This is a genomic window from Saccharopolyspora sp. NPDC045941, from assembly GCF_056431445.1.
Genome location: NZ_JBWKKU010000022.1, coordinates 76,164 through 102,609 on the forward strand (window position 1 = coordinate 76,164; position 26,446 = coordinate 102,609).

Sequence of the window (26,446 nt, forward strand, 5' to 3'; positions counted from 1 at the left end):
CAGCCTCTTCGCAGGTCGCCGATCACGTTACCGGCTGGGGCCGTCCGGTCACGCCACCGCCGGTCAAGCCCCGCGCAGGTGGACCACGTCACCCGCGGACACCGCGGTGGTCCGGCCGTCGGGGGTGCGGACGACGATCCGCCCGGTCTCGTCGATGTCGGTCGCGACGCCGAGCAGCTGGTCATCGCCGCCGAGCTCGACCCGCACCTGCTGCCCGAGGGTGCCGCACAACCGCCGGTACCGGTCCAGCAGGCCGGACGCCACCATGTCGCCACCCGCGGCCCGCCACCGGTCGTCGACCTCGGCGAACGCCGTGAGCAACGCCACTGCGAACTCCTCGCGGTCGACCTCCGCGCCCTCGGCCGCCAACGACGTGGCGGGCAGGCCGCCGGCGCCGCGCGGCAGGTCCTCGCGCTTCTGGAACACGTTGATGCCCATGCCGAGCACGATCGCCACGCCATCGGGCCCGGTCACCGCCTCGCCCAGGATCCCGGCGCCCTTCGACCACTCGTCGCCGTCGCCGAGCAGCAGGTCGTTCGGCCACTTCAGCGTGGCGCGCACGCCGGTCGTGCGCTCGACGGTCTCGGCCAGGGCGACCCCCGCGATCAGCGGCAGCCAGCTGATCGCGACCGGCGGCACCTCGGGGCGCAGCAGCACGCTGACGAACAGCCCGTGCCCGCGCGGCGAGGTCCACTGCCGCTGCATCCGCCCGCGCCCGGACAGCTGCTCCTCGGCGATGAGCACGGTCCGATCGGCGGCACCGCGCCCGGCGGCGGCCGCCAGATCGGTATTGGTGGACCCGGTGCTCACCACCACGTCCAGCGCGGCATAAGGCCCGTCGTCGACCAACCTGGCCCGCAACCGCGGACCGTCCAACAAAACCGGAACACCCACGCCCTCAGCCTAAGCCGCAACTGGACCGACCCGACGCAGAGCTGGGATGATGACGGACACTGAGCTGGGACGACGGAACGCCGGAAGGAGCCACCATGACCTCGGTCGTCGACGCCCCGCACCGCCGCGTCACCCTCGACGAGGTCCGGGCCCACCGCGACAGGATCTACGAAATCGCGGAGCGCTACGGCATCGACAACGTGCGCGTCTTCGGCTCAGTCGCCCGTGGCGATGCTGACGACGACAGCGACCTGGACCTGCTGATCGACGTCGCCCCCGACACCAGCTTGTGGGACATGTCCGGCTTCGCGCTGGACGTCGAGGACTTGCTCGACGTCTTCACCCAGGTCGTAACGCCGAACGGCTTGAAACCGCGGATCCGTGACGAGGTGCTTGCCGAGGCGGTGCCGGTTTGAAGCGGCAGACGCCCGAACGCCTGCGAGACATGATCGAGTACGCCGAGAAGATCCTGCACCGTGCGCCGAAGGATCGGTGCGCATTCGACCGCGACGAAGTTCTCCAAACGGCATTGCTGCACTGGAGTCGAGAACCTCGGTGAGGCCGCGAACGGCGTGGATCGAGATGTCCAGCGCGCACACCCGCAGGTGCCGTGGCGTCAAATGATCGCCATGCGCAATCGAATCACCCATGGGTACTTCGAGCTCGACATGGGTACGGTCTGGAACGTCGTCGACCGCGAGATTCCGCGGTTGTTGCCGCAGATTCGGGCGATCTTGGGATCCGTCGAGAGCCGGTGAGGCGCTCCCCACTTTCGGCTGTGCCCAGGATTGATCTTGGATCCTAGGCTTCGCCTTCGAGATCTTCTCGGAGGTGGACGCTGTGGGGAGAAGTCGCTGGTGGGCGTTGCCGTGCGCGGCGTTGGTGCTGGCCGGTGCCGCACCGGTCGCCGCCGCTGAGCAGGTGCGGGACGGGCGGAGCCAGCCCGTCTTCGCGGCCGAGCCGGTGCGGGAGACCGTGTGGGTCGAGACCGGGCTGGACGGCGACGGCGATGGCGTGACCGACCGGGTCGCCGCCGACATCGCGCGGCCGGCCGGAACCGACCGGCCGGTGCCGGTGATCATGGACGCCAGCCCGTACTACTCGTGCTGCGGCCGGGGCAACGAGAACGAGTTCAAGACCTACGACGACCAGGGGCGGCCGCTCGGCTTCCCGCTGTTCTACGACAACTACTTCGTGCCGCGCGGCTACGCGACCGTGCTCGTCGACCTCTCGGGCACCAACCGCTCCGAGGGCTGCGTGGACATCGGCGGGCCGTCGGACATCACCTCCGCGAAGGCCGTGATCGACTGGCTGAACGGCCGCGCGACCGGCTTCGACGCGGCGACCGGCGGGAACCCGGTCGGCGCCGGCTGGTCCACCGGCGACGTCGGCATGATCGGCAAGTCCTACGACGGCACGATCGCCAACGGCGTCGCCGCCACCGGGGTCGAGGGCCTGCGCACCATCGTCCCGATCGGCGCGATCAGCTCCTGGTACGACTACTACCGCTCCGACGGCGTGTCCTTCGGGTTCGACCCGGTCGGCCTCGCCCAGAGCGTCGAGGAGGGCGGCCGCCCCGACTGCCGCCAGGTCAAGCAGGAACTGATCGCCGGCGCCCCGGCCAACGGCGACGTGACTCCACTGTGGACCGAGCGGGACTACGTGCCGACCGCAGACCGGGTCACCGCGAGCGTCTTCGCCGTGCACGGCCTGGGCGACCTGAACGTCAAGACCATTCACTTCGGGCAGTGGTGGGACGCGCTGGCCGCCAAGGACGTGCCGCGCAAGCTGTGGCTGAGCCAGACCGGGCACGTCGACCCGTTCGACTTCCGCCGCGCCGAGTGGGTCGACACCCTGCACCGCTGGTTCGACCACTTCCTGCTCGGCATCGACAACGGGATCACCGAGGAACCGGCCGCCAGCATCGAACGCGCCCCCGACACCTGGGCCGACGAACCGGGCTGGTCCGGCGAGCAGGCGCAGGCCACGACGCTGCACCCGCGCGAGGACGGGCTCGGCACGGAGCCTGCGCCCGGCGGGACGGCCTCGTTCACCGACGATCCCTCGCTGGACGAGTACGACTGGGCCGCCCGGCCCGATCAGCAGTCCCCCGCCCGCACGCTGTTCAGCACCGCCCCGCTGGGCGGTGACCTGCGCCTGGCCGGGACCGGGTCGGTCACCGTGACGGCGGTGCCGAGCACGCCGACGGCACACCTGTCCGCGATGCTCGTCGACTACGGCCCCGCGACCACCCGCGACTACCTGGGCCAGGGCGAGGGAATCCGCACGCTGCAGACGGAATCGTGCTGGGGCGAAAGCCGTCCCGGCGACGACGCCTGCTACAAGGACACCGAAGCGACTACCACCGACGTGGACTTCGAGATCATCGCGCGCGGCTGGGCCGACCTGGCCAACCACGAGTCGCTGTCGGCGGAGCGGCCGCTGGAGCCGGGCAAGCCGTACACCATGACGTTCCGCCTGGCCACCACCGATCACGTGGTCCCCGCCGGCCATCAGCTGGCGCTGATCATCGGCGGCACGGACAGCGCGTTCATCGTCGCGCCCCGGCAGCCCGGCCAGATCGGGCTGGACCTGGCGCAGACCTCGGTGACCCTGCCGGTCGTCGGCGGCCTGCCGGCCGTGACGTCCGCCGGAGTCGACGCGACGGAGAACAGGTCGCCGCAGGTCCGCCCGGACCGCGTCCCGGCGCGGCCGGACGTCCAGCTCAACCGCGACTGACCCGACGGGGCCGTGGGTCTTCGGGCTGCCATGCCCGAAGCCCCACGGACTCCGTCCTATGTAGACGCTTCGATCGCGCCCAGCCCCCGCCGGCCGATGGCGATTTCGCGCGAAATCGCCAAGGCCCCCGGCCGCGGGCCCGGTGCCTCCCGGCGCGGCACTAACATCGGGGCGTGCGCTTCGTGCTTGCTTCCGCATCGCCCGCCCGCCTGTCCGTGCTCCGCTCCGCCGGGATCGAGCCGCTGGTGCAGGTCTCCGGCGTCGACGAGGACGCGGTCGCCGCCGCCCTGCCCGACCCCAGCCCGGCCGAGCTGGTCACCGCACTGGCGCAGGCCAAGGCCGAGGCCGTGGTCGCCGACATCGCCGCGGCCGAACCGGACGCCGTGATCGTCGGGTGCGACTCGATGCTGCTGATGGCGGACGGCGAGATCGTCGGCAAGCCCGGCACCCGCGAGGCCGCCGCGAAGCGGTGGGCGCACAACGCCGGGAACGACGGGCGACTGCTGACCGGGCACGCCGTCGTCCGGCTGCGGGACGGCGAGATCAGCGCGCGCACGAAGGGGCACCTCAGCACCACCGTGCGGTTCGGCACGCCCACCGAGGCCGAGCTCGACGCCTACCTGGCGACCGACGAGCCGCTGCACGTGGCGGGCGGTTTCACGCTCGAAGGCTTCGGCGGCTGGTTCATCGAAGGCGTCGACGGCGACCCGTCGAGCGTGCTCGGCATCAGCCTGCCGCTGACCCGCAAGCTGCTGGCCGAGATCGGCGTCAGCGTCGTGACGTTGTGGAACACGCCGATCACGAGGTGACACCAGATCTCCGCATCTGAGTGAATACGAACACAATTCGGTTACCCACGGATGGGTTTCGCCGCGCGCCTGGTTACAAATATTCGCGATGGGAACCCTCCGACGGCTGTACCTGACTTCGCGCCTGCACGTCGATCTGCGACGGCAGGCCAGCTCCGTCTGTCTTTGATCGGACGCTCGGCGCCGCGATAGCGGCTGCCCCCGGCAAGCGAAACCGCCTCCTCCGACCACGCGCACAGCGCGAGTCCAGCGCCGCTGCGCGAACGAGCCCGGAACCGCCGCCACCTCCGAATCCATCCTTCGACACCTCGGGAGATCCCTGTGTCCACCTCCGCCGGCCGATCACGCCTGCGCTTCAACCCCAAGGTCTTCGCCGTGGCGGTGATCGCCTCCCTCGTGCTCGGCGCGCTGCTCGGCTGGGTCGCCAAGCAGACCGACGCGGAATGGCTCGTCACCACGCTGAAGACCGTCGGCAGCACCTTCACCAAGCTGCTCACCTTCACCGTGCTGCCGCTGATCTTCACGGCGATCGTGGTGGGCATCAACAGCCTGCGCGGCGTCGGCGGCGGCCGGACCGCAGCCCGGCTCGGCGGCAAGACGGCCCTGTGGTTCGGCATCACCTCGCTGATCGCCGTGGTGATCGGCCTGCTGATCGGCGGGCTGTTCCAGCCCGGCAAGGGCCTGGTCATCGAGCCCGACCCGGACAAGCTGGCCTCCATCGGCGAGAAGACGCAAGGCTCCTGGCTGGACCTGATCACCGGGCTGGTGCCGAGCAACCTGATCAGCGCGTTCGCCGAGGGAGAGACGCTGCAGGTGGTGTTCGTCGCGCTGATCATCGGCGCCGCGACCTACAGCCTGGGCGAGAAGGCCGCGCCGTTCGTCGAGTTCAACAAGGCCGCCTTCGAGGTCATCCAGCGAGTGCTCGGCTGGATCATCCGGCTCGCCCCGCTGGGCACCCTCGGCCTGATCGGCAACGCGGTCGCCACCTACGGCAACGAGTTCTTCGTGCCGCTGCTGAAGCTGATCGGCTCGACCTACGTGGCCTGCGCGCTGGTGCTGTTCGCGGTGTACCCGCTGCTGCTGGCGTTCGTGGCCAAGGTCAGCCCGGTCAAGTTCTTCGCCAAGTCCTGGAACGTGCTGCAGTTCGCGTTCGTCTCCCGGTCCTCCGGGGCGAGCCTGCCGCTGACCCGGCAGACCACCCAGGACCTCGGCGTGCCGGCGTCCTACGCGAACTTCGCGGTGCCGCTGGCCAGCACCACCAAGATGGACGGCTGCGCCGCGATCTACCCGGCCGTCGGCTCGATGTTCATCGCGAACCTCTTCGGCATCCAGCTCGGCCCGGTGCAGTACCTGACGATCATCGCCGTCGCGGTGTTCGGCTCGATCGCCACGGCCGGCGTCACCGGCTGGTTCACCATGCTGACGCTGACCGTCGGCGCCCTGGGCTTCCCGCCCGAGGTCGTGGCCACCGGCATCGCCATCGCCTACGCGGTCGACCCGATCATGGACATGGCGCGCACCGCCACCAACGTCGCGGGCCAGATCGTGGTCCCGGTCGTGGTCGCCCGCAGCGAGGGCCTGCTCGACGACGAGGTCCTCGCCAAGCCGAGCACCCCGCTGATCGACGACGACAGCAACCTGGTCAAGGCCTGACGCAGCACCACCGGGAATCCGGCGTTCACCTCGTTGAACGCCGGATTTCCGCATTGTTGGCGGAGTTTTCACGCGGTCCGGAATCCGGTGCCGACCGCCCCGACCGGAGGTCCGCCGAACGTAGGATGGGGGCGTGGACAACGGTCGACGGGGCAAGGACCTCCGGATCGGCGACCCCGAGCGGGAGGACGCCATGCGGCTGCTCGGCGAGCACTTCACCGCCGGGCGCCTCGACGTCACCGAGTACGACGAGCGCTGCCGCCTGGTCGCGGCCGCCCGGTTCCGCTCCGAGCTGACCCCGCTGTTCGACGACCTGCCCGAGCCGCGGCCCAGCGAGCCGCCGCGCCCGGTCGCCCCGGCGATCCGCGCGGCGGCCCCGCCACCAGCCGCCGGGAAGATCGTGCTGGTCGTCTGCGCCGTCGTCCTGGTCGTCTTCCTGCTGGTGGTCGCGCGGCAGTTGGCCCTGGTCCTGCTGCTCCCGCTGATCGCCGTCCTCTGGTTCTCCTGGCGGCGCTGATCGCCGCCCACCGTCACGACCGGCCACGTTTCGTTACGGTGAGGCCATGCACAGCTCGCGGATCCCCGGGGCGTGGCGGCTGAGCGCGTTGCTCGCCGCCGGCTCGCTCACCCTCGCCGGGTGCGGCCTGTGGCAGTCGGAGCCGACGTCGGAGACCAGGGCCCCGCTACCACCGCCGATGCCCACGACGAGCGCTCCCCCTCCGTTGCCGCCGCGCCCGTTCGAGCTCGCCCTCGACGGCGTCGACCCGTGCGAGCTGCTCACCGACGACCAGCGCAGCCAGCTCGGCTTCGACCGGGAGCCGCTGCCGGGTTCCGAAGCGGGCTTCGGCGACGCGGCGACCTGCAGCTACCGCAACACCACGGCCAAGGTCGGCGCCCGGCTGGCGCTGATCACCACCGAGAGCATGGGGGTGTGGACCGACGACACCGCGCAGGTGGAGGCCTCGCCGGTGGTGATCGGCGGCTTCCCGGCGCTGGTGATCAAGACCCCGGGCCTGGACCTCTCCTGCAACGTCGCGGTGGACGTCGCCGAGCTCCAGCACCTCGACGTCCTCTACCGCGACGACGGCGGCCAACCGCCGCCGCCGGTCGATCAGCTCTGCGCCGGCGCCCAGCGGGTCGCCGAGGACGCCCTCGCGAGCCTGGCCGCACCGGAAACGTCCGCGCCGACCCAGACGACCAAGCCCCGGCAGACAGCGCCCCAGTAGCCGCGGCTGCTCCGCTCGGGTCGGCAACATCACGTCTTCGGCCGCCACGAGGACCGCGAAACCGCGCCACGCCCTGCGATGTTCACGCTCTGCAACCGGATGAGCGATACTCACCGCGTTTGGAGCACTCCCCAGCGTGATGTTCACTGACTACAGTGTTCGGCGGACGTTTAGTAGCTTGAGCGCTCGGGCCCCCGCAACCGCCGGGTGCCCGCGAACACCCGGTCAGGGCCCCGCCGCCCTGCATCCGCCCGGGCGTTCGGGCACAAGGGCCTTGCACCCGCTAACCCGGGCCCTTACCTGTGGGAGGGGAAAACGTGCCGCTCACTGCTCCGTGGGGCGACAGCTCGACCAGCGCCCTGCCCGGGATGTCGGGTGGCTCGGTGCAAGTCGAGCCAGCCTCCATCCCGAGGCTGGTGAACGCGCTGCAGGAATCGCTCGACGCGGTCGGCCTGCAGATCGAGCACGCCATCACCGAACTGCGCATCCGGCCCTGGGCCGGCGATCCGATCAGCGCCGACGCCGCCGAGGAGTTCAACCGGCGCTCCGTCGGCGGCGGCGAGGACGCGCTGACCGCGCTGTGCGGCTACCGCGACCAGTTGCAGGCGGCCGCCGAGTCGCTGCGGCTCGCCAACCGCCAGTACGAGCGGATCGACGGCGACAGCGCGTACGGCATCGGCGGAGGTTGTTGATCCCGATGAGCGACCACCGTTGGCAGGGATACCGCCACCCCGAGCTGTTCGCGCAGATCCACGAGGGCCCGGGCGCGAACGGCTCGATCGACAGCGTGCGCCGCTGGAGCGAACTCGCCCGCGCGCTCGGCGACATCGACGCCGGGCTGGCGTCCGCCTTGTCGTCGGCGATGGCCGGCTGGCAGGGCATCGCCGCGGACAGCGCGCACGGCGGCGTGCGTCCGCTGGGCAACTGGGCGGCCCAAGCCCAGCAGGCCACCACCGTGATGCGGGAGCGGGCCGAGCAGCAGGCGGAGTTCATCAGCAAGGCCCGCCAGGACATGCCGCCGCCGGTGCAGGTGACCACCGAGGAGCCGAGCACCGCGGAAACGGTGCTGACGCACCTCTTCGGCGGGCAGACCGACTACGAGCTGCAGGAGGCCAAGCAGAACGCCGCCGAGCAGCGGGCCTTCGACGTGATGCGCACGTACGAGGCGTCGACGCAGGCCAACACCACGTCGCTGGCATCGTTCACCCAGCCGCCGCAGGTGGTGGTCGACGCCCCGGTCACCGGTGGTTCCGGGACACCGAGCGGGCAGCAGAACGTGACCATCAGCTGGGGCAGCACCTCCGCGCCCGCGACGCGGATCGCGACGACGCAGTCGACGCTTTCCAGCCGGCTCCCCGAGCAGCGGTCGGGACGGCCGGGTGGTGGCGGTGGGCCGGTGCGCGGCGGTGACGGCCGTGCGGCCGGCAAGCGCGGCCGCAAGGACCGCGACGAGGGGATGGACCGGAAGGTGACCGAGCAGGTCGGCCGCCCGGGCGGGTTCTTCGACGAACCGCAGACCCTGTCCCGCCCGGTGATCGGCGGCGAGCCCGGCCAATGACGGTCACCGACACCGGCCGGCAGCTGACCCTGTCGGCGCTGGAGTTCGACGTGCTCACCGAGCACCTCGGGTTGGACACCATGCCGCTGGTGTTGAAGGTCCCGTCGCCCGGGCGCACCCACACCGAGCGCGCGAAGCTGGTGGAATCGGCGTGGCGATCGCTGGGGGCCCGCGACCTCGGCCGCCCGACCGGACTCGATCCCGAGCTCGAATGGATGTTGCGGCTGCTGGCGCGCCCCGGCCGCGAGGTCGACGGGCGGATCTGGATGGGTCGCAGCGTGCGGGTGCTCGCGGCGTCCGACGCCGAGACCGAACGAGCGGCGCTGGTCGTCAAGGACCAGGACGCCCTGAGCCTGCGGGCCGCGGCGGCGACCGGGCTGCCGCGCGAAGCGGTTTCGGTGCTGCCGACGCTGCCACCCGGCCCGGGCCGTTCGGTGTCCGTGCCCAGCAGCGATCTCGACGGCGCCGCCGAGGAGGCCGGCGACAACATCGAGCGGCTGCAGAACGCGTTGCAGCGCCGTGGAATCCGCCCGGACGACGCCGAAACGCTGATGAGCATGGTGGCCGGGGTCGAGGCGCGCGGGCAGTTCGGCACCGCGGCCCGGGACCGGTACGGCCGCCGCATCCGCGCCGACCACGTCATCGGATTCTTCGACACCGCGCACGGCCGTTATGCCCAGCTGCGGCGGGAATCGCCGTCCGGTGACGTGTGGAGCACCGTCGCGCCGGTCGACACCCGGCGCCTGATCGGCCACGTCGAGGAACTGCTCGCCGAGGTGTCCGAAAACCAGTGAGTCCCTCGGGATGACATGCACCCCGAGGGACTCACCGAGCCGAATACGTCCTCACACCACCGGTTCGATGATGCGCTCGCGTGCTTCCGGCGCCGCCGAACGCTTCGCGTCGGCCGCCTGGTCGTCCGGCTGCGTCTGCGAATCCCGCTCCGCCTCGACCCGCTTCGCGTAGACCTCGACCTCGCGGGCGACGCGCGCGTCGTCCCAGCCGAGCACCTCCCCCATCAGCCGCGCGACCGGTTCCGCGCAGTCCACGCCGCGGTGCGCGTACTCGATGGAGATCCGGGTGCGCCGGGTCAGCACGTCCTCCAGGTGCAGCGCGCCTTCGTGGCTGCACGCGTAAACCACCTCGGCCTGCAGGTAGTTCGGCGCCGCCGGGATCGGCTTGAGCAGCTCGGGCCGGTCGTCGCCGAGGGCGAGCACGTCGTGGATCTCCGAACCGAAGCGGTCCAGCAGGTGCCGGATGCGGTACGGGTGCAAGCCGTGCGCGGCGGCCAGCTGATCGGCCTGGTTGATCAGCGCGTGGTACCCGTCGGCGCCGAGCAGCGGGACCCGGTCGGTGATCGACGACGCCATTCGCCCGGTGATGTCCGGCGAGATGGCGTTGACGGCGTCGGCCGCCATGACCCGGTACGTCGTGTACTTGCCGCCGGCGATCGCCACCAGCCCGGGCGCGACGCGTGCGACCGCGTGTTCCCGGGACAGCTTCGAGGTTTCCTCGCTCTCGCCGGCCAGCAGCGGCCGCAGCCCCGCGTACACGCCTTCGATGTCGTCGTGGGTCAGCGGCGTCGCCAGCACCGAGTTGACGTGTTCCAGCAGGTAGTCGATGTCGGCCTTGGTGGCCGCCGGGTGCGCCAGGTCGAGGTGCCAGTCGGTGTCGGTGGTGCCGACGATCCAGTGGTTTCCCCACGGGATGACGAACAGCACCGACTTCTCGGTGCGCAGGATCATCCCGGCCTCGGCGACGATCCGGTCGCGGGGCACCACGATGTGCACGCCCTTGCTGGAGCGGACCCGGAAACGGCCGCGCCCGCCGGAGAGCTTCTGCAGCTCGTCGGTCCAGACGCCGGTCGCGTTGATCACGGCCTGCGCGCGGACCTCGACCTCGTCACCGGACTCCACGTCGCGCACCCGGACGCCGGCGACCCGGTCGGCCTCCCGCAGGAAACCGGTGACCTGGGTGGACGTCGTGATCACGGCGCCGTAGCGGGCGGCGGTGCGGGCCACCATCATGGTGTGCCGCGCGTCGTCGGCCTGGGCGTCGTAGTAGCGGATCCCGCCGATCATCGCGTTGCGCTTCAGCGCAGGCACCATCCGCAGCGCGCCCGCGCGGGAAAGGTGCTTCTGCCCCGGCACGGAGCGGGCGCCGCCCATCGTGTCGTAGAGGAAGAGGCCCGCGGCGGTGTAGGGGCGCTCCCAGACCCGGCGGGTCAGCGGGTAGAGGAAGGGGACCGGCTTCACCAGGTGCGGCGCGATCCGGGTGAGCATCAGCTCGCGCTCCCGAAGTGCCTCGCGAACCAGCGAGAACTCCAGCTGCTCCAGGTAGCGGAGTCCGCCGTGGAACAGCTTGCTGGAACGGCTGGAGGTGCCGGCCGCCAGGTCGCGCGCCTCCACCAGCGCCACCCGCAGCCCACGGGTCGCCGCGTCCAGCGCCGCGCCCGCGCCGACCACGCCACCGCCGATCACCACCACGTCGAACTCTTCGGAACCGAGCCGACGCCAGTTCTCCGCCCGCTCCGCCGGGCCCAACGTGCCCTTCAACCGGCTGTCGATTTCGATTTTGTCCTTGGACACCAGGCGTCCTCCTCGCTCGAATCGCGTCCCACCGCTGACCACCCCGCCGACGCGGAACCGGACTCGGCGCCAGTCCGTCCTGCGGTGGTCATCATGCCCGACCTGCACCCTTCGTGCTCGGCACGGCACTCCGCGCATTTCCCGCCTGCTCGACCCGCGCGCCGCGGTCGCGCAGCACCTCGATATCGGCGCTCGTCGTCTGCGAATCCACGATCACGACGTCGAAGTCCTCGACCGGAGCGACCGCGTGCAGCGCCCGCCGCCGGAACTTGGTGTGGTCGACGTAGAGCACGCGACGCCGCGCCGAGGCCAGCATGGCTTTCTTGATCTGCACCATTTCCTGTTGCGGGTAGCAGCAAATCCCGTCGGTCACGGCGGAGACCGACATGATCGCCAGATCGACGCGCAGGTTCCGCAGCGCGTCCAACGCCATCCCGCCGACGAACGCGTCGGCCCACGGCAGGTAGTCGCCGCCCACGCAGATCAGGCTGATGCCCGACGCGCCGGCCAGTTCGCCGAACACCCCGCGGTGGTTGGTGACGACGGTCAGCGGCGCGCGCTCCGGCAGCAGCCGGGCCAGGTACACGCCGGTCGTCGAGTCGTCGAGCACCAGCGCCTGCCCCGGCTCGATCAGTTCCGCCGCGGCCTGCGCGATCTCCTCCTTCTCCGAGGTGTTCTGCTGCAACCGGTATTCCGACGCGGCCTCGTAGAGCAATGACGAGGCCGCCGAGACGTAGCCGCGGTTGCGATGCACCAAGCCCTGGGACTCCAGGTCGGCGAGATCGCGGTACACCGTCATCGCGCTGGCGCCGACGGTCTCGACGAGGTCGTCGATCCGCATGGTGCCCTCCGCCATGACCAGCTCGGTGATCTTGCGCCGCCGGTCCTGCTGCTTCCCGGACGGGCGTCGAGCGGACATCGTCGTCCTCCAAAATCCCTGGTCATCGCGCTCCGGCCGACCGGTGCGCGGCTGCCACCAGCCTGACGCGAGCGCCGAGCCGGGGCGGTATCATCACCTAGTTCGATAAAAACACCATCAGAACTGTCTTGCAACGTTTGTTTTCACAAGTCTAATGTGACTTGCCATGCGCAACGATGCCCGGGGTACGCCCCCGTCGCGGGCCGTCCACCGGGCCCGCGCCACCGGTCGATCGAGATCACCGATCGACGGTTCGGGCATCCGCTACTACCAGCCGAGACGTGGGACTAGGCGGTTCAGACCAACCTGTTGCCACGAGTGGCGGCATTCGTGGACACGTGTTGCTATGCGGCAGTACCGTCCCGACTCACTCCATCTCGGACAGTCAGCGAACCCGCCTTTGCCAACGGCGGCATTAAGAGGGGAACGGCAGCATGAGTTTTGGTGAGATCTTCCTCTGGGAGATGATGGGGACGGCGATTCTCACCCTGTTAGGTTGCGGTGTCGTCGCAAACACCGTGCTGCGCAAGAACCGCGGTTACGAAGGCGGATTCCTGCTCGTCAACTTCGGTTGGGGCTTCGCGGTTTTCGCGGGCGCGAGCGTCGCCGCGCCGTCCAACGCGCACATCAACCCGGCAGTGACCCTCGGGCTCGCGGTGAACGGCCAGACGCCGTGGTCCGAGGTCCCGGTCTACATCGCAGCGCAACTCGTCGGCGGCACGCTGGGCGCGATCCTGTGCTGGGCCGCCTACAAGCTGCAGTTCGACACCCACGACGACCCGGCCAACACGCTCGGCATCTTCTCCACCAGCCCGACCGTGCCGAACGCTCCGTGGAACCTCGTCACCGAGATCATCGGCACGTTCGTGCTGGTCTTCTGGATCATCCTCAGCCCGCAGGCGGGTGTCGGTGAAACTCCCGGCGTGCCGTCGTTCGGCAACTCCGCGCTCGGCTACGCCGCGGTCGCCTTCATCGTGATCGGCATCGGCAACTCGCTCGGCGGCCCGACCGGGTACGCCATCAACCCGGCTCGCGATCTCGGGCCGCGCATCGCCTACGCGATCCTGCCGATCCGCGGCAAGGGCTCGGCCGACTGGGGCTACTCCTGGATTCCGATCGCGGGCCCGATCATCGGCGGTGTGCTGGCCGGCCTGCTGGCCCTGGCCCTCCCCATCAGCTGACCGAACGGTCCACTTAGGAAGGTAGAACGAGATGTCCTCGTACGTCGCCGCCATCGACCAGGGAACCACCTCGACGCGGTGCATGATCTTCGACCACTCCGGTCGGGTCGTTTCGGCCGACCAGATTGAACACCGGCAGATCTTCCCGAAGGCGGGCTGGGTCGAGCACGACCCGAACGAGATCTGGGCCAACACCCGGCAGGTCTGCGCGGGCGCGCTGGCCAAGGTCGACCTGGTGTCCTCGGACATCGCGGCCTGCGGCATCACCAACCAGCGGGAAACCACCGTGGTGTGGGAGAAGGCCACCGGAAAGCCCGTCTACAACGCGATCGTCTGGCAGGACACGCGCACCGACGAGATCGTCGGCGAGCTGGCCACCGGCGAGGGTGGCCAGAGCCGGTACCAGAGCAAGACCGGCCTGCCGCTGGCCACCTACTTCTCCGGTCCCAAGGTGAAGTGGATCCTGGACAATGTGGACGGTGCCCGGGAGCGCGCCGAGAAGGGCGAGCTGCTGTTCGGCAACATGGACACCTGGGTGCTCTGGAACTGCACCGGTGGCCCGGACGGCGGCCTGCACATCACCGACCCGACCAACGCGTCCCGCACGCTGCTGATGGACCTGGAACGGCTGGAGTGGGACGCCGACATCTGCGCCGAGATCGGCGTGCCGATGGCGATGCTGCCCGAGATCCGGTCCTCGTCGGAGGTGTACGGCAAGTTCCGGGAGCGCGGCGTGTTCGCGGGAATCCCGATCTCCGGCATCCTCGGTGACCAGCAGGCCGCCACCTTCGGGCAGGCGTGCCTGTCGCCCGGCGAAGCCAAGAACACCTACGGCACCGGCAACTTCGTGCTGCTCAACACCGGCACGGAGCGCGTGATCAGCGAGAACGGCCTGCTGACCACGGTCGGCTACAAGATCGGCAGCCGGGAAACGGTCTACTGCCTGGAAGGTTCCATCGCCGTCACCGGCTCCTTGGTGCAGTGGCTGCGGGACAACCTGGGCATCATCGGCACGGCCCCGGAGATCGAGCAGCTCGCGCGCTCCGTCGACGACAACGGCGGCGCGTACTTCGTGCCTGCGTTCTCCGGGCTGTTCGCCCCGCACTGGCGCTCCGACGCGCGCGGCGCGATCGTCGGCCTCACCCGCTACGTCAACCGCGGCCACCTGGCCCGCGCGGTGCTGGAAGCGACGGCGTTCCAGACCCGCGAGGTGATCGAGGCGATGAACGCCGACTCCGGCGTCCCGCTGAAGTCGCTGAAGGTCGACGGCGGCATGGTGCAGAACGAACTGCTGATGCAGTTCCAGGCCGACATCCTCGGCGTCCCGGTGATCCGCCCGGTGGTCGCCGAGACCACGGCGCTCGGCGCGGCCTACGCGGCGGGCCTCGCGGTCGGCTTCTGGTCCAGCGAGGAGGACATCCGCTCGAACTGGGCCAAGGACAAGCAGTGGGACCCGGCGATGCCGGCGGAACTCCGCCAAAAGCAGTACCACCAGTGGCAGAAGGCAGTCACCAAGACCTTCGACTGGGTCGAGTGAGCTCTTCTCGGTTGTAGGACAGGCGCTTTCGCGCGAGCAGCACCGCGGCGGCGTGACCGGCACCTCGCAGATCAGCTTGGTGACGGGTCACGCCGCCGTGTTATGGGATCGCATGAGTGATCAGGAATGCGCCGGCTCGGGCGGCGGGAGGTAAGGGGCGAAGTGGTCCGCGATGCTGTTGGCAACGACTTCGGCGTCGCGGGAGCCGTCGACCTCGATCACGCGGATGCCGAGTCGCCGCGCCGTGCGGACAGCTTCGTCAGCAACGAGGCGGTCCCGGGCGAGCCGGTTCTGCTGCGCTCGGGTGGGGTCGCTGACCTGATGCCCGAAGGCTGCGGCCCGAGGTAGTGCGTGCAGCTGATACTGGCGGAACTCCTGCGTGGGCACCATGACGACCATCCGGCGCGGTGAGTCGGTGATGGGTGCGACGAGCTCGGGCCGCAGTCCCCATCCTTCGGCGATGATCGGGCGTCCTGAGACGAGTGCCCGCAGGTCGTCCAGAGCCCACTCGAATCGGATCGGGAATCCGGCCAGGGTCTGGGCGGCCATGTCCTCGGGAGTGGGGTGGACCCACACGGTGTCCGGGTCGGGCTCGGCGGACGGCTCACCAAGTTCGATGCGGCGGGCGATCCGGCGATCGTTGTGGGCACGAGCGTCGTGGTAGTCGTAGTGATAGGCGGTAAGACCGTATTGAACGGCCAGGAGTCGCGCGACGGTGGACTTGCCCGCCCATTGCCCGCCGCCGATCCACAACGCGTGGCGCAACGTGCCGAATGGATCCCAGACTTCACCGTCGTAGCCAATCACTCGTGTCCCTTTCCACTGTTGGAGTCGGCAATGCAAGCGGCCCGGACACCAGAACCGGCCTGCTCGCCTGATCGACCCCGCCTCCGCCACGCTCGGAGCGGGGGCAGATCATGCACCAAACGGGATCGCATCGCCAAACCTCTGGTCGGAGTCCTCGTGCCTGTTCACTGCGACCGCGACACAGCCGTCATGCGGTAACCCCATCTATAGCGCGAATGGCCTTGATGGTGTTGGTTCATCCGGTGATGTGCCGCAGGTAGAGGCCGGGGTCGGCCAGGTACCGGCGCCAGTGGTCGACCAGGTCGAGCTCGTCCCACTTCACGCGGCGGGTTCCGTGCTCGCCCACCTCGATGATGTCCGCGCCGGGCGTGGCGGCCAGGATCGGCGAGTGCGTCGCGCAGACGATCTGCGCGCCGGACTTGCCGAGCTCGTGCATCAACCCCACCAGCTTCAGGCAGGACTCGAAGGACAACGCGGCCTCGGGCTCGTCCATGACGTAGAACCCGCGGTCCTGGAACATCGCCCCGAACACCGTCAGGAACCCCTCGCCGTGGGACATGGTCGAGGTGTCCTCATCCCAATAGCCGTACACGCCGCTCACGGTGTTCAGCAGCCCGAAGGCGGTCTCGGCGCGCAGGAAGAAACCTTTGCGCCGCGACCTCGGCCCGGTCAGCATCCGGCTCCCGGTCGAAGTGGTCTCCAGTTTGAGCACGTCCCCGAGCGGAGTCCTGGGCCGGTCGTTGCCGTACTTGCGGCCGGCCCGTCCGCCGTGCGAATCGAGCTTGAAGCCCTCCGCGATCGCCTCGACCAACGTCGACTTCCCGGACCCGTTCTCGCCGACGAGCATGGTCACCGGCGCGGTGAAGGTCAGGCCGCGCTCGGCGAGTTCTGCAACGCACGGCACCGTGTACGGCCAGGTGTCCAACGACTCCGGGCGTTGCGCTTCGGGGATGTAGGCGCGGCGGACGAGCATCAGACTTTCCTATCGACCGTCGTCAGGAACACAGCCCCGAGCCTGCCTAGCGCACTTGGGCTGCACCGAGGGTCGCACACTTCCGGAACGCGAGGCGCGGCGTGGCTGGGATCAGTTCTTCAGGCTGTAGAAGTGCATCGGCGAGTTCGGGTTGAAGCCGATCCGCGGGTACACAGGTGCCCCAGCGACGGTCGCGTGCAGCGTGGCGCGGGTCAGTCCGGTGGCCCGGCCGCCCTCGTGCAGCGCCTTCCGCGTCACCGCCTCGCCGTATCCCCTGCGCTCCCACTCCGGGGCGGTGGCGACGAGAGCGACGAAGAGACGGCCCGCTGCTTCCACGGTCGCAGCGCACGTAACCGGCACTCCGTCTCGTAGGCCCAGGTAGGCGTGCACCTGGTTCTTCCACAGCGCCGAGCCGACGAGCCCGTCGCGGCCGTCCTCCAAAGGGAATCCGTAGGCGCGCGAGTTGAGATCTGCGTAGGTGCGCAGCTGTTCGTCGGTGGTCACGCGCGCGAATGTCAGGTCGGGGTGGCTGGGCTCGGGGATGGGGAGCAGGTCTCCGGCCATGCCGGTTCCGGGGAAGGCGTGCGCCAGGCCCGCTCGCTCGGCTGCTTTGCCCAGCTCCGCGTGTGCGTCATCGGCGAGGAGGTCTTCAAAGATCCACAGGAAGCCCGGATGCTGCTTCGAGCGCATGATGTCCGCTGCCTGGCCCAGTCGTTGCCCGACGAGTTCCGCGTCCGCGCCGACCTCGGTCAACGTGATGCAGTTCCAGAAGAGGAACCGGCAGTCGGCCCAGCGAACGGCGATGCCCGGGAGGTCTCGCACATCGGCACCCGGATCACGGTCGAGCACCATGTCGCGCCAGATCACCGCGAGCTGTTCCATCGATTCGATCGAGTCCGCGAGGTCCGTCACCGAGGCTCCTCAAATTCGTCGAGCGCGCAGGGAGCAAGCCGGTTCGGTACGCGACTTCTGGCGGTCCTGTGGATCATAGGGCGCACCCGCGATCACACGCGTGCGCCCGAACTCGTCCAGCCGGGGCCGGTGACGGCGGTCGAACGCTCGCGACCTCCGCAAAGACCAGGGGAAGTCTTCCCTGGAAGCAGGGGTTCTTCGCAAGCAGATCCTTTGGAACTCAGTTGTTCGGCTGGGTGGCCTGTTCCAGAGCGCGCAGTGCGCTTCGGCAGTCGGAGATCATGCGAAAGGGCGAAGGGAAATTCGGCGGGCGCTACAGCAGCGCAAGCCACCCTGCAGCGAGCAACGACCGCCCGCAGTGCGGTTTTTCGGGAACACCCGCGCCCTGGCGCATTCAGCCGGCTCTTGCTGGAGAATCGCACCCGGAGGCGGGCGTCGAAGACGTAAGCACGATCGACTCCGAACTGCAGGACGAGCCGGTCCACCGCGGCGTGGACCGTGACCGGTTCACCGCTGCGGTTCCGGCCGGTGCCCGAACCTGCACATCCTTCGAATCGATGGCGGGAGCCCGCCCCGGAACCTTCGCATTCCTCCGCAGGGGCGACACTTGTGGTCCACAATGGACTTTCAGAGGCGTCCGCCAGGCAGGATGCTGCGGATGCGGGCCGTCAGGGGACGACCTGGACCTCGTCGCCCGGGTTCAGGTAGTCGAAGAACCGCTTCGCCGCCGTTGTCGACAGGTGCACGCAGCCGTTGGACTGGGCCCGGAGGCTGCCCTCGTGGAACGCGACGCCGGTATTGGTGAAGAACACCGAGTTCGGCATCGGCGCGTTGTTGAACTCCCGGCTGCGGTGATCGGCGTCCTTCCACTGCACCCGGTGGATGCCCGTCGGGGTCTCCGAACCCGGCTTGCCGCTGGTGATCGGAACCGGGCCGTAGCTGGTGCTTCCGTCCTTCTGGAGCCAGGCCTGGTTGGTCGACAGGCTCACGCACGCCTTGGCGCTCGCCCGGCAAGGGCTCGGACTGCCGCCCGCGGCCTGCGCGGTGGCCACCCCGCCGGCCAGCACGCCGCCCGCGACCAGAGCCGCCACCGCCAGCGCGGACGCTTTCCTGCTGTTCATCTTCCTCCTCACGTCTGCGTGCGCATCGCTGTGCTCTCATCGACGGTGCCACATTCCCGTGCGGCGTCCGGTACCGCTGAATGGTCGCGCCACGCCTGGCAGCAAATGCGAGAAAGGCGCATGTGATGTCCGATTGCCCTTCTCCGCTGGGAAAACAGCGTATCGGGGCCGAGTGACGAATCCCACTCCAGGGCCAAATGGCCGATAAGCAAGCAGTACGCGACCGAACACCCGGAGTGAGAAACCAACGATCCGCAGGCCATTCCCAGACCGGCGGCGACCGCACCGAGGCCCTGGTTCGCGGCCGCCCTGCGGGATGGGTTTGCGGCCGGGTAGTGCGCGCCGAACGCACCACCCGGCTCATGGCACCGCCGCGCGCCGGTCGAGGGGCGACGCGTCGCGACGTGGCGGTGTGGCTCTCCCGGGTGCGGCTGGCCGCACCCGGACGAAGATCGTTGCCGGTCCAGCGAAAGACCTAGCGCGGCGCTTCGCTCACCGCCAACAGGTCTTCCAGGACTCGTGCCCTGGCCTCGCCGTGCTGTTCGTCGGGCCGCCAGGTGCAGGCGACGTCGAATGCCCGGACCCTCCCGGTTGCCATGATCCGCCGGATCGCGGTGAGCACCGCCGAACGCGACGGCCCACCGCCGACCGGGAAGCTCATGCCGGGCAAGTCGACGGTGTCGATCACGTCCACGTCGATGTGCAGGAGCAGCGGCCCGTCCGGCAGGACGTCCTCGGTGATCTCATCGACCTCGCACCGCGCGATGTCCGAGGTCGCCAGGTACTCGACCTCCGCCTGGTCCAGGTCCCGGGCGTCCACCAGCAGCGCACGGTCCTCCGGCAGCGGGCGGAGCCCGAGCCGGTCCGCGATCAGCTCGGGGCGGTAGCCGACCGCTATCCGCAGCGGCATCCCGCCGACGTAACCGGATTCCGTGGTCTCGACGGTCTGCACGTCGCCGTGCGCGTCGAACCAGACGATCGCCGCGTCGGTTCCCGCGCGCTGCAGTCCGGCGAGCACGGCGAGCGACACCATGCAGTCCCCGGAGACCACGGTCGGCACTTCGCCTCGGCCGGCGACCCTGGCAACCTCGTCGACGGCAACGGAGTACAGCGCGCCGAGGCGCTGCCACATGTCGCCGTCCGGCAGCGGTATCTCCACCGTCGTAGCGTCGGACGGCAGCGGGAGGCCGGGCTCCGGCAACCGCTCGTCAAGGTGGTAAGGAACCGAAACAATCGCCATATCAGGAGATTAGGTGTTCCGGAACACCATCGGCGACCGGTTTTCCGGGCCGCATCAACGGAAGTCGTCCGCGTGGTCGACGGCCCACTGGGCGAACGTGCGTGCCGGGCGCCCGGTCACCTGCTCAACCGTCCGCACCGGCGGCTCCGCGTTCTCGACGTTCCGCGCCCTGTAGGAGAGCAGTGCGTCGACGATGGCTTCCGGCACGCCTTCGGCGATCATGTGCGCGCGGGCCTGCTCCAGCGTCTGCTCTTCAAGCCCGATCTCGCGACCGATCGCGGCGCTGATCGCCTGCACCTGCTCGCGCACCGTGAGCGCCTCCGGCCTGCTCAGCGCGTACGCCGCTCCGGCGTGCCCGTCCTCCAGCAAGGCGGTCTCCGCCACCGCCGCGATGTCGTCCTCGTGGATCGGCGTCTGCTGGGCATCGACGAACGGCTCGCGGACGACTCCTTCGGCGCGGATCGAGCCGGCCCAGGCCAGGGTGTTGGTCGCGAACGCGCCGGGTCGCAAGAACGTCCACTCGAAGCCGCCTGCTTCCACGGCCTCCTCGATCACCCGGTGCCGCTCGCCGATCGCGTTGCCGTCGGCGAACTCCACCGCCTTCGACGACAACACGACGACACGTCGGACACCCGCCGCCTTCGCCCGCTCGACGAACGCCTCGATCCCTTCGGGCACCGGGAACAGGAACACGCTGCCGACCCCGGCCAGCGCCTTCACCAGCGCATCCGAATCGGTGAGGTCGCCCCGGAACACCTCGACATCACCCGGCAGCCCGGCCGCTTCAGGACGCCTGGTCAACGCCCGCACCTGAGTCCCGGCGGCCAGCAGGCGATCCACCACGCGCCGCCCGACATTCCCCGTCGCACCGGTTACCAACACGGTCATGAAGAAATCCCCTCAGAGCGATCGGTGATCACTTCCCAAGTTAGAACCTCCACCGCGCTCGAGGTCAATTGAATAACCCGGAATTGCCGTCAGCCCGGAAGCACCGAGTCCGGGCGCAGCAGGCCCGCCGCGATCAGGTCGCCCCACAGCTCGGCCGGGACCGCGCGGCCGAACAGTTCGGCGTTGCCACGGACCTCCGACGCGGTTCGAGCGCCCACCACGACGCTCGCGACCGCCGGGTGCGAAGCGACGAAAGCCATCGCGACCTGCGGCACGCTCGCGCCGTGCCGGTGGATCACCTCGGCCATCCGCGCCACGCGCTCCCGCACCTCCGGCGCGGCCGGGGCGTAGTCGTACATCGCTTCCGGGCCGGGCTCGTCGGTCGCCAACACCCCGCCGTTGAAGACGCCGGCCGCGAGCACCGACACGTTGCGCCGGAGGCACGTCGGCAGCATGGTGTCCACTGCGGACTGTTCGAGCAAGGTGTACCGGCCCGCCAGCATCACCGCGTCGACGTCGGTTTCGGCGGCGAACCGCTCCAGCATCCGCCACTGGTTCATGCCGACGCCGATCGCACCGATCACGCCCTGCGACCGGAGCTCGTGCAGGGCCGGGTACGCCTCGCCGACGGCCTGTTCCCAGTGGTCGTCCGGGTCGTGGATCAGCACGACGTCGATCCGGTCCAGGCCGAGCCGGTGCAGGCTGGCGTCCAGCGAACGCCGCACCCCGTCCGCGCTGAAGTCCCACACCCTCCGGTGGTCGGCAGGAACCTCGAAGCCCGCGTCGTCCCGCCACGCCGAGCCGCGCGGATCGGGCACGAGCAGCCTGCCGACCTTGGTCGACACGACCAACTCGTCCCGCGGCCGCCCGGCGAGGGCCCGGCCGAGTCGGCGCTCGGCCAGCCCGAGCCCGTAGTGCGGGGCGGTGTCGAAGAAGCGGATGCCCGCGTGCCACGCCGCATGCACCGCGCCGAACGCGGTGTCCTCGTCCACCGCGCGGTAGAGGTTGCCGATCACCGCGCCGCCGAATCCGAACGCCGAGACCGAAACCGCCGATCCGCCCAGCCGAACGGACTTCATGCGCCCCCGCTCCCGGGCAGCTCCCACACCTGCGTCAGGCCGGTGTCGGTGCCCGAGTAGTCGTCCTCAACGTCCAGCAGCTCGGACATCGTGGCCTGCCAGGCGACGTTCGCCGGATGGTCGCGCAGCGCATGCCGCATCGCCTGGTAGTCCTCGACCTCCACGACGTGGAACAGGTCCTGGCCGTCTCGCCAGATCCGCCAGCTGTGCACGCCCGCGGCGCGGAGAGCCGCATCCAGGTCCGCCGGGATCACCGCGTGCACCTGCTCGTACTCCGCTTCCTTGCCGGGCTTCAGCTTGGTGTGCAAGGCGATTCGCTGCATCTCCGGCTTCTCCTCAGCTCTTCCGCAGGCGCAGGCCCTGCATCCCGCCGTCCACGGCGAGCGCCGTGCCGGTGGTCGCCCCGGCCGCCGGACCGGCGAGGTAGGCGACGGCCCCCGCGACCTCGGCCGCCGACACGAGCCGCCCGGTGGGCTGGCGGGCCTGCAGCGCGCGCAGCTCCGCCTCCGGGTCGTCGGCCGCCTCGAGGAGCCGGCGCACCCACGGGGTGTCGACGGTGCCCGGATTGATGCAGTTGACGCGGATTCCTTCCGCCACGTGGTCGGCGGCCATCGCCATGGTCAGCGACAGCACCGCCCCCTTGCTCGCGCTGTAGAGCGCCCGGTTGGGCAGTCCTGCGGTGGCCGCGATCGAGCAGGTGTTCACGATCGCCGCGGTCGAGGACCGGCGCAGGTGCGGCAGGCACGCCCGGGTCGTGCGCACGATGCCCAGGACGTTGACGTCGAATACCCGGTTCCACTCGTCGTAGGCGTTGGCCTCGACCGTGCCCTGAGCACCGATTCCGGCGTTGTTGACCAGGACGTCCACGCCGCCGAGCCGCTGCACGACCTGTTCGACGGCGGCGGACACCGACTCCTCGTCCGTCACGTCGCAACGCAACCCCAGCACGTCCGCCGGCGCTCCGGAGGGATCGAGGTCCAGGGCGGCGACGGAGGCACCACGCGCGGCCAGCTCGGTGGCAACCGCCAGCCCAATGCCCGAACCGGCCCCGGTGACGATGGCGGTCCGTCCGGCGAATTCACTCATGCATCCGTCCCCTCCCGTTCGACGTCCACACCGGGCCGTCGGGATACGCGTACTCGACCAGCGTTTCCGGTCGCAGCTGTGCGGAGAACCCGGGGCGGTCAGGTGCCAGGTAGTTGCCGCCGCGGATCGTCACCGGATCGACGAAGTGCTCGTGCAGGTGATCGACGTATTCGATGACCCGGTCCTCCATCGACCCCGACACCGCGACGAAGTCGAACATGGCCAGGTGCTGCACCAGCTCGCACAGGCCCACCCCGCCCGCGTGCGGGCACACCGGCACCCCGAACTTCGCCGCGAGCAACAAGATCGCCACGTTCTCGTTGACACCGGCCACCCGCGCGGCGTCCAGTTGCAGGTAGGACAGGGCGTTCGCCTGCAACAGCTGCTTGAACACCACCCGGTTCGCCACGTGCTCGCCGGTGGCGACCCGGACCGGGGCGATCGCCTGCGCGATGGCCGCGTGGCCGAGCACGTCGTCCGGGCTGGTCGGCTCCTCCACCCACCACGGGTCGAACGGCGCGAGTTCCCGGATCCAGTCGATCGCGATTCCCACGTCCCAGCGCTGGTTGGCGTCGACGGCGATGCGGATGTCCGGACCGGCCTCCTCGCGGGCGATCCGCATCCGGCGGACGTCGTCCGCGAGGTCCGCACCGACCTTGAGCTTCAGCTGCCGGAACCCCAGGTCGACCGCCTCCCGGCAGAGCCTGCGCAACTTCTCGTCGGAGTACCCGAGCCACCCCGGCGTCGTGGTGTACGCCGGGTAACCGCCATCGCGGAGCTCCGCCGCACGAGCGGCGCGGCCCGGTTCGGCCCGGCGCAGGATGTCCAGCGCTTCGTCCGGGGTCAGGGCATCGCTGAGATACCGGAAGTCGACGAGGTCGACCAGCTGTTCCGGCGTCAGCTCGGCGAGCAGCTGCCACAGCGGCTTGCCGGCCCTCTTGGCCTTCAGGTCCCACAGGGCGTTGATCACGGCGGCGATCGCCATGTGCACCACGCCCTTCTCCGGACCCAGCCAGCGCAGCTGGGAATCGTGCACCAGCTCTCGCCACATGCCGCCGAGGTCGTCCAGGGTGTGCTGGACGTCCCGGCCGACCAGGGCCGGTTCCAGGGCCTTGATCGCGGCGGTCTGCACGTCGTTGCCGCGGCCGATGGTGAAGGCGAAGCCGTGCCCCTCGGCCTCGTCCGGCGCATCGGTGTCGATCACGACGTAGGACGCCGAGTAGTCCGGGTCCGGGTTCATCGCGTCCGAACCGTCCAGCTCACGGGAGGTGGGGAACCGGATGTCGTAGGTCCGAATCCCCCTGATCGCCCCAGCCATCACGTCCACCTCGTTTCGGGCACGTCCGCGCTCCTCCCGGCAACGCCGTGCCCTCAGGTATAGCTACCGGAACAGCGAATTCCAAGATTCACTTCGCATCCGGCGTGCGGTACCGGGTCGGCGAGGAGGACCGATCGCCGGTTTCACCCGCAGGTGGACCACTCCCAGGAGGACTGGGCCGCCGGGAGCCCGCCGTGACCGTGCTGCGGCATTGCCGGGCTTGCTTTGCCCGGCCGGGACCGAGCAGTGGCTCGACACCGAGCGCGGGCTTCGGCGCTCGCGGAACGCGACACCACCCTGTCTCGTCGCCCGGCGGCGGATGGTGGGCTGCCCGATTGTTCGGCAGCCCACCTCGGCCGCCCTCGTCAGAGCTGGGACTCGGCGATTTCAGCGGCCCGCCGCAAGCCACCGGACTCCAGGATCTCCCGCCGCATCTCCTTCAACCGCAGCCGGATCGCCTCACTCGAGGTGACCTGCTCCAAAGCGGCCCGCAGCTGCTCCGGGGTCACCGATTCGCAGTCGACCTGCGTGCCCAGCTGGAGCTCTTCGATCCGGGCCGCGTTCAAGAACTGGTCGGCCGCCTGCGGAACCGCGATCAGCGGCACCTCGTGGTACAGGCCCTCCATGGTGCCGCCCATGCCCGCGTGCGTGATGAACGCGCTCGCCTGCGACAACATCCGCAACTGCGGAATCCATTGGCGCACGTCGAAATTCGGCGGAATCTCACCGAGTTCCGCCGGATCGGTCGACCGCCCCACCGACATCACCACGTGCCAGTCGAGATCGGCGAACGCGCGCACGCACTTGCGGTAGAACTCCACCCGGCCGTTGTAGGCCGAGCCCAAGGAGATCACGAGCACCGGACGGGAGTCCGGCGCCTGCCAATCGCCCTGGAACGCGCGCTCGGTCAGCATCGGCCCCACGAAGGTGTAGGAGTCCGCGACCCGTTCCCCGAAGTACTGGAAGGAGCGGGGAATGGTCACGACGCAGCGGTTCGACGCCTCCACGTCGTGGAAGACCAGTCCGGTGCCCTGCTGGGCGAAGTACTCGTCGTACTTCGCCCGCACCGCAAGGGCCTCCGGCGACAACTCAATGCCGAAGATCTCCTCGACACCCTCGAAGTACACGTGGGTCGGAGACAGCTGGAGGCGGGACACCTGCCACTTCTCCGACAGCACGAGCGCGTGGAAGGCCGCGATGTCGTACACGATGAGGTCCGGCCGGTCGGCCGCGTACGCCTGTTCGAGCTGCGGCACCACGGCCATCATCTCTTCGAGGAACATCTCCTGGGCCGCGACCTGTTCTTCCGGCCATTCCTGCGTCTCCGCCGATGGGCCCGGCAGCATCGAGGTGTAGCGGACCGGCGTCGCGCCGGCCTCCGCCACCTGCGTCGCGAAGTCATCGGTCGTCGCGTACGTGACGCGGTGCCCGCGGGTCACCAGTTCGGCGACCAGCCCGAGGCCCGGGTTCACGTGCCCGTGCGCCGGAATCGACATGAACGCGATGTGCGCGGGCCTGGTGCGGTGGCTGTTCTGAGCCGTGTCGGCCATCTTGTTCTACTCCTGATCAGGAACGCCCTCGCCGCAGCGAGGAGCGCGAAAGGTAATCGGATCGCCGCACCGGTCGCATGCAACCGCCTCGCACCGAACACCTGAGCGCGGACGGCCGGACACCAGCGGTCAGCGCTCGGAGGTTGCGAGCGGTGAATTCCCGGACTGGGAATGATGCGCACCGAAGTGCGGTGGAACCAGGCGGTGTAGCCGCCCGGGGATCGCCGCCGTCGCGGCGTCCTGATCAGAGGTAGTACTGCACGTGGGCCATGCGCCGAGGATAACGGACCGCCCCGACTGATGTCGCGCCGATTTTCGCAGCGCACGTGCTGCGCCTCGGTTCGCGCTTCAAACCTGTTCGCCCGCAA

The 26,446-nt window shown here is 69.7% G+C and carries 27 protein-coding genes; 13 read left to right on the forward strand and 14 right to left on the reverse strand.

What is annotated here, in order from left to right; genetic code table 11:
• Positions 1-63: 63 nt before the first annotated feature.
• Entirely contained in the window at positions 64-894 is an 831-nt protein-coding gene (locus AC07FN_RS19585; RefSeq protein ID WP_478396893.1) for a biotin--[acetyl-CoA-carboxylase] ligase, read from the reverse strand.
• A gap of 95 nt (positions 895-989) precedes the next feature.
• Between AC07FN_RS19585 and AC07FN_RS19590 the strand changes: the two genes are divergently transcribed.
• The 11 genes from AC07FN_RS19590 to AC07FN_RS19640 all read left to right on the forward strand — a co-directional run bounded on the left by AC07FN_RS19590 (position 990) and on the right by AC07FN_RS19640 (position 9,673).
• On the forward strand, positions 990-1,310 hold the full coding sequence (locus AC07FN_RS19590) for a nucleotidyltransferase family protein (RefSeq protein ID WP_358308690.1): 321 nt from the start codon (positions 990-992) through the stop codon (positions 1,308-1,310).
• A gap of 60 nt (positions 1,311-1,370) precedes the next feature.
• On the forward strand, positions 1,371-1,652 hold the full coding sequence (locus tag AC07FN_RS19595) for a HepT-like ribonuclease domain-containing protein (RefSeq protein ID WP_478396894.1): 282 nt from the start codon (positions 1,371-1,373) through the stop codon (positions 1,650-1,652).
• Positions 1,653-1,734: 82 nt separating this feature from the next.
• Positions 1,735-3,633: a Xaa-Pro dipeptidyl-peptidase gene (locus AC07FN_RS19600; protein WP_478396895.1), complete on the forward strand. Its 1,899-nt coding sequence runs from the start codon at positions 1,735-1,737 to the stop codon at positions 3,631-3,633.
• A gap of 173 nt (positions 3,634-3,806) precedes the next feature.
• Positions 3,807-4,442, forward strand: coding sequence for a Maf family protein (locus AC07FN_RS19605; protein WP_478396896.1), 636 nt, complete (start codon positions 3,807-3,809; stop codon positions 4,440-4,442).
• Positions 4,443-4,530: 88 nt separating this feature from the next.
• On the forward strand, positions 4,531-4,611 hold the full coding sequence (locus AC07FN_RS19610; RefSeq protein WP_350942021.1) for a putative leader peptide: 81 nt from the start codon (positions 4,531-4,533) through the stop codon (positions 4,609-4,611).
• A 152-nt stretch (positions 4,612-4,763) separates the two neighbouring features.
• Positions 4,764-6,095, forward strand: coding sequence for a dicarboxylate/amino acid:cation symporter (locus AC07FN_RS19615; RefSeq protein ID WP_478396897.1), 1,332 nt, complete (start codon positions 4,764-4,766; stop codon positions 6,093-6,095).
• A 133-nt stretch (positions 6,096-6,228) separates the two neighbouring features.
• Positions 6,229-6,612 (forward strand): DUF1707 SHOCT-like domain-containing protein, encoded by a 384-nt coding sequence (locus AC07FN_RS19620; RefSeq protein ID WP_478396898.1) that lies wholly within the window; start codon positions 6,229-6,231, stop codon positions 6,610-6,612.
• Positions 6,613-6,658: 46 nt separating this feature from the next.
• Positions 6,659-7,321 carry a DUF3558 domain-containing protein gene (locus AC07FN_RS19625; protein ID WP_478396899.1) on the forward strand — a complete coding sequence of 221 codons (663 nt, stop codon included), beginning with the start codon at positions 6,659-6,661 and terminating at the stop codon, positions 7,319-7,321.
• A gap of 317 nt (positions 7,322-7,638) precedes the next feature.
• Entirely contained in the window at positions 7,639-8,013 is a 375-nt protein-coding gene (locus AC07FN_RS19630) for a hypothetical protein (RefSeq protein WP_093267047.1), read from the forward strand.
• A gap of 5 nt (positions 8,014-8,018) precedes the next feature.
• Entirely contained in the window at positions 8,019-8,879 is an 861-nt protein-coding gene (locus tag AC07FN_RS19635) for a PPE domain-containing protein (RefSeq protein WP_478396900.1), read from the forward strand.
• Positions 8,876-9,673, forward strand: a complete 798-nt coding sequence (locus AC07FN_RS19640) for an ESX secretion-associated protein EspG (protein WP_478396901.1) — start codon at positions 8,876-8,878, stop codon at positions 9,671-9,673. Before AC07FN_RS19635 ends, AC07FN_RS19640 begins: the two co-directional genes overlap by 4 nt.
• Before the next feature lie 51 nt (positions 9,674-9,724).
• Here the strand turns inward: AC07FN_RS19640 and glpD are convergent, their stop codons facing one another.
• Positions 9,725-11,467 carry a glycerol-3-phosphate dehydrogenase gene (gene glpD, locus AC07FN_RS19645; protein ID WP_478396902.1) on the reverse strand — a complete coding sequence of 581 codons (1,743 nt, stop codon included), beginning with the start codon at positions 11,465-11,467 and terminating at the stop codon, positions 9,725-9,727.
• Positions 11,468-11,558: 91 nt separating this feature from the next.
• On the reverse strand, positions 11,559-12,386 hold the full coding sequence (locus AC07FN_RS19650) for a DeoR/GlpR family DNA-binding transcription regulator (RefSeq protein WP_358579450.1): 828 nt from the start codon (positions 12,384-12,386) through the stop codon (positions 11,559-11,561).
• 434 nt (positions 12,387-12,820) lie between these two features.
• On the opposite strand from AC07FN_RS19650, the gene AC07FN_RS19655 reads away from it, so the two are divergent.
• Positions 12,821-13,567, forward strand: coding sequence for an MIP/aquaporin family protein (locus AC07FN_RS19655; protein ID WP_358579448.1), 747 nt, complete (start codon positions 12,821-12,823; stop codon positions 13,565-13,567).
• A 31-nt stretch (positions 13,568-13,598) separates the two neighbouring features.
• Entirely contained in the window at positions 13,599-15,104 is a 1,506-nt protein-coding gene (gene glpK / locus AC07FN_RS19660; protein ID WP_478396903.1) for a glycerol kinase GlpK, read from the forward strand.
• A gap of 120 nt (positions 15,105-15,224) precedes the next feature.
• On the opposite strand, the gene AC07FN_RS19665 is transcribed toward glpK, so the two are convergent.
• The 11 genes from AC07FN_RS19665 to AC07FN_RS19715 all read right to left on the reverse strand — a co-directional run bounded on the left by AC07FN_RS19665 (position 15,225) and on the right by AC07FN_RS19715 (position 26,078).
• Complete coding sequence (locus AC07FN_RS19665; protein ID WP_478396904.1) at positions 15,225-15,911, reverse strand: hypothetical protein; 687 nt, start codon at positions 15,909-15,911, stop codon at positions 15,225-15,227.
• 235 nt (positions 15,912-16,146) lie between these two features.
• Positions 16,147-16,884, reverse strand: a complete 738-nt coding sequence (locus AC07FN_RS19670) for an AAA family ATPase (RefSeq protein WP_478396905.1) — start codon at positions 16,882-16,884, stop codon at positions 16,147-16,149.
• A 111-nt stretch (positions 16,885-16,995) separates the two neighbouring features.
• The gene (locus AC07FN_RS19675; protein WP_478396906.1) at positions 16,996-17,796 is read right to left on the reverse strand and encodes a GNAT family N-acetyltransferase; all 801 of its coding nucleotides are present in this window, start codon (positions 17,794-17,796) and stop codon (positions 16,996-16,998) included.
• 668 nt (positions 17,797-18,464) lie between these two features.
• Positions 18,465-18,917, reverse strand: coding sequence for a L,D-transpeptidase (locus AC07FN_RS19680; protein WP_478396907.1), 453 nt, complete (start codon positions 18,915-18,917; stop codon positions 18,465-18,467).
• A gap of 475 nt (positions 18,918-19,392) precedes the next feature.
• Positions 19,393-20,157 (reverse strand): arginase family protein, encoded by a 765-nt coding sequence (locus tag AC07FN_RS19685; RefSeq protein WP_478396908.1) that lies wholly within the window; start codon positions 20,155-20,157, stop codon positions 19,393-19,395.
• Positions 20,158-20,211: 54 nt separating this feature from the next.
• Complete coding sequence (locus tag AC07FN_RS19690; protein WP_478396909.1) at positions 20,212-21,045, reverse strand: NAD(P)H-binding protein; 834 nt, start codon at positions 21,043-21,045, stop codon at positions 20,212-20,214.
• Between the two features lie 89 nt (positions 21,046-21,134).
• Entirely contained in the window at positions 21,135-22,124 is a 990-nt protein-coding gene (locus tag AC07FN_RS19695; protein ID WP_478396910.1) for an aldo/keto reductase, read from the reverse strand.
• Positions 22,121-22,447, reverse strand: a complete 327-nt coding sequence (locus AC07FN_RS19700) for an L-rhamnose mutarotase (RefSeq protein WP_478396911.1) — start codon at positions 22,445-22,447, stop codon at positions 22,121-22,123. Before AC07FN_RS19700 ends, AC07FN_RS19695 begins: the two co-directional genes overlap by 4 nt.
• 13 nt (positions 22,448-22,460) lie before the next feature.
• Positions 22,461-23,210 (reverse strand): SDR family NAD(P)-dependent oxidoreductase, encoded by a 750-nt coding sequence (locus AC07FN_RS19705; RefSeq protein ID WP_478396912.1) that lies wholly within the window; start codon positions 23,208-23,210, stop codon positions 22,461-22,463.
• Positions 23,203-24,528 carry an L-fuconate dehydratase gene (locus AC07FN_RS19710; protein WP_478396913.1) on the reverse strand — a complete coding sequence of 442 codons (1,326 nt, stop codon included), beginning with the start codon at positions 24,526-24,528 and terminating at the stop codon, positions 23,203-23,205. Before AC07FN_RS19710 ends, AC07FN_RS19705 begins: the two co-directional genes overlap by 8 nt.
• A 365-nt stretch (positions 24,529-24,893) precedes the next feature.
• A complete protein-coding gene (locus tag AC07FN_RS19715; protein WP_478396914.1) occupies positions 24,894-26,078 on the reverse strand; it encodes a macrolide family glycosyltransferase in 1,185 nt (394 codons plus the stop codon).
• Positions 26,079-26,446: the final 368 nt, after the last annotated feature.